The sequence below is a fragment of the Streptomyces sp. NPDC050422 genome (assembly GCF_044458665.1).
Taxonomy (GTDB): Bacteria; Actinomycetota; Actinomycetes; order Streptomycetales; family Streptomycetaceae; genus Streptomyces.
On record NZ_JBITIE010000005.1, the window covers coordinates 266,813 to 275,115 of the forward strand.

The window sequence follows — 8,303 nt, forward strand, 5'->3', positions numbered from 1 at the left end:
CCGGCCACTCATTCGGGTGAAGGAGTCATCAGCCGTCCGTAAATCGAATGCGCGTGCTATACGCTCGGAGTCGAAAGCTTCGTACATCGCTGTGGCACCCCCCATACCCTGGGGCAGGGGCTCAGTTCCCCCGCTTCTCTCTAGAAAGGTGCGGACCGGCGTGGCCGACCGTCTCATCGTCCGTGGCGCTCGCGAGCACAACCTCAAGAACGTCTCGCTCGACCTCCCCCGCGACTCCCTCATCGTCTTCACCGGGCTCTCCGGGTCGGGCAAGTCGTCGCTCGCGTTCGACACGATCTTCGCGGAGGGCCAGCGGCGTTACGTGGAGTCCCTCTCCTCTTACGCCCGGCAGTTCCTCGGCCAGATGGACAAGCCGGACGTCGACTTCATCGAGGGCCTGTCGCCCGCCGTCTCCATCGACCAGAAGTCGACCTCGCGCAACCCGCGCTCGACGGTCGGCACGATCACCGAGGTCTACGACTACCTCCGGCTGCTCTTCGCCAGGATCGGCAAGCCGCACTGTCCCGAGTGCCGCCGTCCGATCTCGCGCCAGTCGCCGCAGGCCATCGTGGACAAGGTCCTCGGCCTGCCCGAGGGCAGCCGCTTCCAGGTGCTCTCTCCGCTGGTGCGCGAGCGCAAGGGCGAGTTCGTCGACCTCTTCTCCGACCTGCAGACCAAGGGGTACAGCAGGGCCAGGGTCGACGGCGAGACCATCCAGCTCTCCGAGCCGCCCACGCTCAAGAAGCAGGAGAAGCACACCATCGAGGTGGTCATCGACCGCCTCACGGTGAAGGACAGCGCCAAGCGCCGGCTGACCGACTCGGTCGAGACCGCGCTGGGCCTCTCCGGCGGCATGGTCGTGCTCGACTTCGTCGACCTGTCCGAGGACGACCCCGAGCGTGAGCGGATGTTCTCCGAGCACCTCTACTGCCCGTACGACGACCTCTCCTTCGAGGAGCTGGAGCCGCGCTCCTTCTCCTTCAACTCCCCCTTCGGTGCCTGCCCCGACTGCACGGGCATCGGTACGCGCATGGAGGTCGACCCGGAGCTGATCGTCCCGGACGAGGACAAGTCCCTCGACGAGGGCGCGATCCACCCCTGGTCGCACGGCCACACCAAGGAGTACTTCGGCCGTCAGATCAACGCGCTGGCCGAAGCCCTCGGATTCCGTACGGACATCCCCTGGGCCGGGCTGCCGCAGCGGGCCAAGAAGGCCCTGCTCTTCGGGCACAAGATCCAGACCGAGGTCCGCTACCGCAACCGGTACGGGCGCGAGCGCGCCTACACCACGCCGTCCTTCGAAGGCGCGGTGCAGTTCGTCAAGCGGCGGCACACGGAGGCCGAGAGCGACTCCAGCAGGGAGCGCTTCGAGGGCTACATGCGCGAGGTGCCGTGCCCGACCTGTGAGGGCACCCGGCTCAAGCCGATCGTCCTCGCGGTCACGGTGATGGAGAAGTCCATCGCCGAGGTCGCCGCGATGTCGATCAGCGAGTGCGCCGAGTTCCTCGGCCGGCTGAAGCTGAACGCCCGCGACAAGAAGATCGCCGAGCGGGTGCTCAAGGAGGTCAACGAGCGACTGAAGTTCCTGGTCGACGTCGGCCTGGACTACCTTTCGCTGAACCGCGCGGCGGGCACCCTGTCCGGCGGCGAGGCACAGCGCATCAGGCTCGCCACCCAGATCGGCTCCGGCCTGGTCGGCGTGCTGTACGTGCTGGACGAGCCGTCGATCGGCCTGCACCAGCGCGACAACCACCGGCTGATCGAGACCCTGGTCCGGCTCCGCGACATGGGCAACACGCTCATCGTCGTCGAGCACGACGAGGACACCATCAAGGTCGCCGACTGGGTCGTCGACATCGGCCCCGGTGCCGGCGAGCACGGCGGCAAGGTGGTCCACTCCGGATCGCTCAAGGAGCTGCTGGCCAACGAGAAGTCGATCACCGGTCAGTACCTGACCGGCAAGAGGTCGATCGCGATGCCCGAGATCCGGCGTCCCGTCGACCCCTCGCGGCTGCTCACGGTGCACGGCGCCCGGGAGAACAACCTCCAGGACATCGACGTCTCCTTCCCGCTCGGCGTGCTGACGGCCGTCACCGGCGTCTCCGGCTCCGGGAAGTCGACGCTGGTCAACGACATCCTCTACACACACCTGGCCCGCGAGCTGAACGGCGCGAAGTCGGTGCCCGGCCGGCACACCCGGGTCGACGGGGACGACCTCGTCGACAAGGTGGTGCACGTCGACCAGTCGCCCATCGGACGCACGCCCCGGTCCAACCCGGCCACGTACACGGGCGTCTTCGATCACGTCCGCAGGCTGTTCGCGGAGACGATGGAGGCGAAGGTCCGCGGCTACCTCCCGGGCAGGTTCTCCTTCAACGTCAAGGGCGGCCGCTGCGAGAACTGCTCCGGCGACGGCACGATCAAGATCGAGATGAACTTCCTGCCGGACGTGTACGTCCCGTGCGAGGTCTGCCACGGAGCGCGCTACAACCGGGAGACCCTGGAGGTCCACTACAAGGGCAAGTCCATCGCCGAGGTGCTGGACATGCCGATCGAGGAGGGCCTGGAGTTCTTCGAGGCCGTCCCGACCATCGCGCGTCACCTGCGGACGCTCAACGAGGTCGGTCTCGGATACGTCAGGCTCGGCCAGTCCGCGCCGACGCTCTCCGGCGGTGAGGCCCAGCGGGTGAAGCTCGCCAGCGAGCTTCAGAAGCGTTCCACCGGACGCACGGTCTACGTCCTGGACGAGCCGACCACCGGTCTGCACTTCGAGGACATCTCCAAGCTGATCAAGGTGCTCTCCGGCCTGGTCGACAAGGGCAACTCGGTGATCGTCATCGAGCACAACCTCGATGTCGTCAAGACCGCCGACTGGGTCATCGACATGGGCCCCGAGGGTGGCAACGGCGGGGGCCTGGTCATCGCCGAAGGCACCCCGGAGTACGTGGCCGGCGTGCCCGCCAGCCATACCGGGAAGTTCCTCCAGGGCATCCTGGACGCGGACCGGGTGAGCGAGGCGGCCGTGCCCGCGACGCGCAAGCCGGCGCGGAAGACGGCCGCGAAGAAGGCCGTAGCCGCGAAGTCCGCCCCCGCGCGGAAGACGGCAACGGCCACCACGGCCAAGGCGGGCACGGCGAAGGCCACCACGGCCAAGGCGGGCACGGCGAAGGCCACCACGGCCAAGGCGGGCACGGCGAAGACCGCCCGGACCACGACGGCGAAGGCCGCCGGGACGGCGACGGCGAAGAAGCCCGCCGCCAAGAAGGCGACCCGCGCGCGCAAGGCCTGACGCCAGGATCACGCGGTGCGAGGTGGCGGCCCCTCCCGAGGGGCCGCCACCTCGCCGCGTCCCGGCCATGTCCCGTCCCGGACCTGCCCTGACCAGGCACGACGGCGCGCGACCGGCCCGCGCGCGGAGGCGTCCGGCTCCGCCGGTATCGTCGGATACGTCACCGCAGCCCCCACCGCTCAGGCACCCCGGGCAGCCCTGGCACCTCTACCCCTCTGACCCGTGGAGACCGCATGTCCGGCCAGCCCACCGCCCGCCGCACCGTGCTGAAGGGCGCCGCTCTCGCAGGCGTCGCCGGGCTGGGAGTGGCCGCCTGCTCGACCGACTCGAAGCTCGGGCACGCCGAGACGCCGACCCCCACCGCGCCCGTCGAGCTCGGCACCCCCGACGAGATCCCGGTCGGTGAGTCCAAGCTCTACAGCGAGCAGCGTGTCATCGTCAGCTGCCCGGCCAAGGGGCAGTACAAGGCGTTCAGTGCCCAGTGCACCCACGCGGGCTGCCTGCTGAACAAGGTCGAAAAGAACGAGGGGCACTGCCCCTGCCACGGCAGCCTCTTCGACACCACGACCGGCAAGGCACTGCACGGCCCCGCGACCGTGCCGCTGCCCTCGGTCCCGGTCAAGGTCGAAGGCGGAAAACTGATCGCGGGCCCCGACGCCTGACCCGCCCCCGCCGCCGTGCACAAGCGGTGGGCGGCTCACTCCCAGTCCCAGTCGATGCCGACCAGACCGGGCCGCACCCCCTGCTCCACGAGATGAACGGTCCGGTGCCGGCCGGTGAGCGTGAGGTCGGTCCGGGCACCCCGAGGCGCCCCCGCCGAGGCCTGCGCGAAGCGGCGGCACCGTACCGGCAGCGCCTCCTCGTCGAACCGGACCTGGAGCACGTACTGCCCGCCGCCGAAGCTGAAGCCGCGGACGTACTCGCCGCACGGCCCTCCCGTACCGTCCTCGAAGCCGTAGCCGAAGAGGTACGTCTCACCCGCCCGCAGCCTGGTGTCGAAGAGCAGCTCCGCGACCAGCACCCCCGTCTCCGCGTCCCAGCGGACCCGCCCCGTCCGGCAGTTCTCCAGGGCGCTCACCCCGACCCGCGCCGGATCGCAGCCCGGGTCGCCGCGGTACACGGCGAGATAGCGGTCGACACCGTCGCGGTGGGCGCGCACGACGTGCTGCGAGCTCCGGTACTGCATCCGACGGCCGGGCCCGATCCGTACCCGCTCCTGATGGCCCACGGTGTGCAGCCCGCCGTCCGCGGGTGACTCCATCGCCGTGAGCAGCCGCTCCACCGCGCCGGACGCCTCCATCAGGGAACGGTACGAGCGGGCCGGCGGGCGGTCGGCGTCCGTGCGGGACTCCCCGGCCCCGAGCAGCCCGAGCAGCGAGTTCCCCGGCAGTTCCAGCACCTCCTCCAGCGCCTTCACGGCCCGCAGGGACTCCGGGCGTTGCGGGCGGCGGGCACCCTGCTGCCAGTAACTGAGACTGGTCACACCGACCTTGACACCGCGGTGCGCCAGATGGTGCTGCACCCGCTGGAGCGGCAGCCCGCGCACCGAGAGTGCGGTGCGCAGCGCCAGGTGGAACGGGCCGGTGTGCAGCACCTGCGCCAGTTCGGCCTCGGTGTGCTGCATGGGTCCTCCAGGTGAACGTTCACGACGGGCGGCAGCCGGGTCGCGCCGCCGGGTGAGGGGCCGCAGGTGGCCAGGGGGGAGCGTTCACGCACCCGCCACCGGCGTTCACACCGCGATGTTCCCCCGCATTGAAGCGTGTTGACCCGCTCCCGACAACGGTTGATGCTCCTCGGCAGCGTCCGGACGCGCCCCTTGGACCCCCCACCCCCCGCCCGGGAGGAACGCCATGCGCAACCGAAGAGTCAGGTCGGTGCGGCTGTCGGTGACAGCCGCACTCGCCGCAGTACTGCTCGCCGCACCCACGGCGACCGCCACCGCCGCCGATCAGCACCGCACCGCCACCGCGACGACGGGCACCCTCGCCGCCGCCCAGCGACTGAACATCAGCATGCAGGCACAGCAGAAGACGAACTGGTGCTGGGCCGCATCCGGCAACACCATCGCCACCTGGTTCGGCCGGAACTACAGCCAGAACCAGTTCTGCAACGCCGCGTTCGGGCGCGCCCAGGGCTACGAGTGCCCCAACTCGCAGGCCTCGCTCGGCAACGTCCAGGACGGTCTGGACTGGGCCGGCATCAACCCCGGCTCGTACGTCACCGGCTGGCTGCGCTACCCGACCGTGCAGGCCGAGATAGCCGCAGGACGTCCCGTGGAGACCCGTATCCAGTGGTCCTCGGGCGGTGGCCACATGCATGTCCTGTACGGGTACGACGACGCGGACAGCTGGGTGTACTGGGGCGATCCCTGGCCCTCCAGCAACCGCTACAACTGGGCATCGCACGCCTGGTACGTGAACAACAGCGAGTTCTCCTGGACCCACTCGCTCTACCGGATAGGGGCGTGACCGCATGACCTCCACCGGTTCCCCGGCCCGCCCCGCTGCGCGCACCGCACGTTCCCTGGCCGCCGCCCTGGCCGCGAGCGGTGTGCTGGCCGGTGCCGCCCTGCTCACCGTCGCCCCGCAGGCGGCCGCCGCCACCGGGCCCTCGGCCACCCCCGCCGCCCTGGCAGCGGCCCACGAGGCGGCCACCGACGCCACGACCCTGAACACGCTGTCCCGGTTCTTCGCCCGTGAGGGCGCCGTCACCGGGGCGAACGCCGCACCCCGGATCGAGGGCGCGGCGGTGCCCGTGCGCACCCTGTCCGCGGACTTCGTCGCGGGCGAACCGGGGGCGCCCGTCGCCGCACTGGACTACCTGGCCAGCACGGCTGTCTCCTCGGACGGCCGGAAGGCCTCCCTCTGGACGCTTCCCGAGCCGGGGAGGGACGGCAGCTGGCAGGTGGTGAACATCGCCACCGGCGACGACGAGACCCGGTACGCGGCCGCCGGCGCCCGCAAGCTGCCCGGCGGCATCGTCTTCCGGGAACCGCAGATCGACGCCTGGTACGTCGTCAAGGGCGGCCGGGTCCTCCCGCTGGACGGCGACGCCGTCCGTGCGGTCGGCGCGGGCGGCACCACCCTGGCCGCCTACCGCACCCGGGTGCGGGCCGCGTACGCGGACAAGCTCCCCGGTTCCGGCTACGCCCGCGCGGGCCGGGCGGGCGGCTACGGGCCCTCCGGCGAGGCACCCGCCATCGCGGCGGACGCCCCTGCGGCGGCCCCTGCGGACACCGCCCTGACCGCGACCTCCGGGGCGGCGGCCGCAGGCGCCGTCGCCGTGCTCACCCTCTGCGGCGTCACGGTCCTGCGCACCCGCGACCGCCGCCGCAGGACACGGTGACCGCGGGGCCCGCCCGGGCCCTGTGACCCCCTGTGACCCCGCGCTCCGGGACACGTGCCCCCACCCCGTGTCCCGGAGCGCGGCACCACCCATGAGCACGCCGTGCTGTCACTGCCCGCAAGTAGGGTGGGAGACATGGCAGACCCCTCCAGCTACCGCCCCAAGCCGGGACAGATCCCCGACTCCCCGGGGGTCTACAAATTCCGCGACGAACACCGCCGGGTGATCTACGTCGGGAAGGCGAAGAGCCTGCGCCAGCGCCTGGCCAACTACTTCCAGGACCTCTCCGGCCTCCACCCGCGCACGCGCACGATGGTGACCACCGCCGCGTCCGTCGAGTGGACCGTCGTCTCCACGGAGGTCGAGGCACTCCAGCTCGAATACTCCTGGATCAAGGAGTTCGACCCCCGGTTCAACGTCAAGTACCGCGACGACAAGAGCTATCCGTACCTCGCGGTCACGCTCAACGAGGAGTTCCCGCGCGTCCAGGTCATGCGCGGCGCGAAGAAGAAGGGCGTGCGCTACTTCGGTCCGTACGGGCACGCCTGGGCGATCCGCGAGACGGTCGACCTGATGCTCCGGGTCTTCCCGGTGCGCACCTGTTCCGCGGGCGTCTTCAAGAACGCCGCCAGGTCCGGCCGCCCCTGCCTCCTCGGCTACATCGGCAAGTGCTCGGCGCCCTGCGTCGGCCGGGTCACCCCCGAGGAACACCGCGAACTGGCGGACGACTTCTGCGACTTCATGGCCGGCCGCACCGGCACGTACATCCGCCGTCTGGAGAAGGACATGACGGCGGCGGCCGAGGAGATGGAGTACGAGCGCGCGGCACGCCTGCGCGACGACGTGGAGGCGCTCAGGCGCGCCATGGAGAAGAGCGCGGTCGTGCTCGCCGACGCCACCGACGCCGACCTGATCGCGGTCGCGGAGGACGAACTGGAGGCCGCCGTCCAGATCTTCCACGTCCGCGGCGGCCGGGTGCGCGGCCAGCGTGGCTGGGTCACCGACAAGGTGGAGAACGTCGACACCTCCGGCCTCGTCGAGCACGCCCTCCAGCAGCTGTACGGCGAGGAGACCGGCGACTCCGTCCCCAAGGAGGTCCTCGTCCCCGCCCTTCCCGAGGACCCCGAGGCGGTCTCCCAGTGGCTGGCGGACCGCCGGGGCTCCCAGGTCAGCCTGCGCATCCCGCAGCGCGGCGACAAGAAGGACCTGATGGCCACGGTCCAGCGCAACGCCCAGCAGGCCCTCGGGCTGCACAAGACCAAGCGCGCCTCCGACCTGACCACCCGCTCCCGGGCCCTGGAGGAGATCGCCGAGGCCCTCGGCCTCGACACGGCCCCGCTGCGCATCGAGTGCTTCGACATCTCCCACCTCCAGGGCGACGACGTGGTGGCGTCCATGGTGGTCTTCGAGGACGGTCTGGCCCGCAAGGGGGAGTACCGCCGCTTCCAGATCAAGGGCTTCGAGGGACAGGACGACGTCCGCTCGATGCACGAGGTGATCAGCCGGCGCTTCCGGCGCTACCTCCAGGAGAAGGAGCGGACGGGGGAGTGGGAGGAAGGCTCCGCCACCGACGGCTCCGCCACCGACGGCTCCGCCACCGACGGCTCCGCCACCGACGGCTCCGCCACCGACGGCTCCGCCACCGACGGCTCCGCCACCGACGGCTCCG

The 8,303-nt window shown here is 70.9% G+C and carries 5 protein-coding genes and 1 pseudogene; 5 read left to right on the forward strand and 1 reads right to left on the reverse strand.

Annotated features, from left to right (window positions below; translation table 11 throughout):
* The first annotated feature begins 160 nt into the window (after window positions 1–160).
* Window positions 161–3,289, forward strand: a complete 3,129-nt coding sequence (gene uvrA, locus ACIBJG_RS09315) for an excinuclease ABC subunit UvrA (RefSeq protein ID WP_399305977.1) — start codon at window positions 161–163, stop codon at window positions 3,287–3,289.
* Window positions 3,290–3,522: 233 nt separating this feature from the next.
* Window positions 3,523–3,951 carry a Rieske (2Fe-2S) protein gene (locus ACIBJG_RS09320; RefSeq protein WP_399305980.1) on the forward strand — a complete coding sequence of 143 codons (429 nt, stop codon included), beginning with the start codon at window positions 3,523–3,525 and terminating at the stop codon, window positions 3,949–3,951.
* Window positions 3,952–3,986: 35 nt separating this feature from the next.
* On the opposite strand, the gene ACIBJG_RS09325 is transcribed toward ACIBJG_RS09320, so the two are convergent.
* A complete protein-coding gene (locus ACIBJG_RS09325; RefSeq protein ID WP_399305983.1) occupies window positions 3,987–4,913 on the reverse strand; it encodes a hypothetical protein in 927 nt (308 codons plus the stop codon).
* A 226-nt stretch (window positions 4,914–5,139) separates the two neighbouring features.
* Between ACIBJG_RS09325 and ACIBJG_RS09330 the strand changes: the two genes are divergently transcribed.
* From ACIBJG_RS09330 to uvrC, 3 genes and pseudogenes are all read left to right on the forward strand, one after another.
* Window positions 5,140–5,757 (forward strand): papain-like cysteine protease family protein, encoded by a 618-nt coding sequence (locus ACIBJG_RS09330; RefSeq protein WP_399305986.1) that lies wholly within the window; start codon window positions 5,140–5,142, stop codon window positions 5,755–5,757.
* A gap of 4 nt (window positions 5,758–5,761) precedes the next feature.
* On the forward strand, window positions 5,762–6,634 hold the full coding sequence (locus ACIBJG_RS09335; protein WP_399305989.1) for a hypothetical protein: 873 nt from the start codon (window positions 5,762–5,764) through the stop codon (window positions 6,632–6,634).
* Between the two features lie 135 nt (window positions 6,635–6,769).
* A pseudogene (uvrC, locus tag ACIBJG_RS09340) lies at window positions 6,770–8,303 on the forward strand (excinuclease ABC subunit UvrC); the annotation flags it as partial.